Raw genomic sequence first — 1,292 nt, 5'->3', positions numbered from 1 at the left:
AAGATAATGGGAAAAGAATTTACAAATAAAACATGGATTAATATTATTGCTTGGGTTTTAACAATCATATTAAGTATATTGAATATATATCTAATTATAGAAACATTTAATGAGTTTTTATAATTTAATTGATTTAAAAACACATCTTCTTAGTAAAATAAGAAGGTGTGTTTTTTGTCTATTTGGAGCCTACCTTAATTGAACCATTATTGATGCTAGTAAAACAGTATTTCTGTATGTATGATTAGGTTGTCAAAATTATTCGTTATTGAGAAAAAATATAGAAAAAAAGAGGGCAAAAACGCTCTCTCTTTTTCCTGTATTATTATTAAAATCTCATAATACATGATTAACATATATTTTGGGACGCTGTGAGAAACGCTCATTTGCATTGACAATCAATTTATCAAGATAATCCCCTTATCATGTTTAATTCTATAAACTGTTTGTCTTGTAATATTAACTTCTTTGGCAATTTTACTAATTGCTTGCCCTTCTTCTAACATTTCCACCACGCGATGATAAATAACACGTTTCTGTGGGTCTTTAGCATTTGGTGAATAAAGTAAGGGGCGCCCTTTATATACGCCTTTTTCCTTCGCAACTTGAATTCCTTGCGCTTGTCGACGTTTACTTTCATTTCTCTCTTGTTCTGAAACCATTGCTAATATTTGAATGATTAAATCTTTCATAAACTTATCCAGTAATGGATTGCCAATCACTTCATTCATCATAGGTAAGCTGGTAATCATTAACTGAACGTTTTTTTCTTTTAAATAATTCACAGTTTCAATAATTTCATCATAGTTACGTCCTAAACGATCAATAGATTCCACAACGAATCGATCTCCCATTCTGACAAAATTGAGTGCTTCTTGAAATACAGGTCTATTTTCCACTGACTTTCCCGACTGTTTCTCTGTAAAGATTTTCTCCACACCAAACGTCTTTAAATTATCCAATTGTCTTTCTAAATTTTGATCTATCGATGATACTCTCGCATAACCTATAATCATTCATCTTCACTCCATGATTAATATACACCCTAATCATACGTTTTAATTGCGATAATTTCAACAACTTATTTTGTATGATTAGGGTGTATCCTGTCTAACTTTTATCTTTCTTAAAACTCAGTAATATTTTTTATTTATCTTTATTTTCTTGGTTATTTAACTTATTGAGATAACGATAGATTGTTGTACGTGAAACTTTCCATTGCTCTGCAATAGTTTTAATCGGGGTTCCATTATCATAAAGTGTTTTGAGTAAAGTCAAATCTTGTTTATTTT

Annotated in this window: 2 protein-coding genes; both read right to left on the bottom strand. The window is 29.8% G+C overall.

The features are described 5' to 3' along the window. Positions 1-398: 398 nt before the first annotated feature. Positions 399-1,016 (bottom strand): recombinase family protein, encoded by a 618-nt coding sequence (locus tag AB0C84_RS46265; protein ID WP_002498868.1) that lies wholly within the window; start codon positions 1,014-1,016, stop codon positions 399-401. A 130-nt stretch (positions 1,017-1,146) separates the two neighbouring features. Beyond that, on the bottom strand, positions 1,147-1,278 hold the full coding sequence (locus AB0C84_RS46260) for a helix-turn-helix domain-containing protein (RefSeq protein WP_361079316.1): 132 nt from the start codon (positions 1,276-1,278) through the stop codon (positions 1,147-1,149). Positions 1,279-1,292 lie beyond the last annotated feature (14 nt).

Origin of the sequence: Actinomadura sp. NPDC048955, assembly GCF_040649435.1 — a bacterium.
Classification (GTDB): domain Bacteria; phylum Actinomycetota; class Actinomycetes; order Streptosporangiales; family Streptosporangiaceae; genus Spirillospora; species Spirillospora luteofluorescens.
The sequence above is the reverse complement of the archived record's forward strand: the minus strand, read 5'-3'. Positions and strand labels throughout refer to the sequence as shown.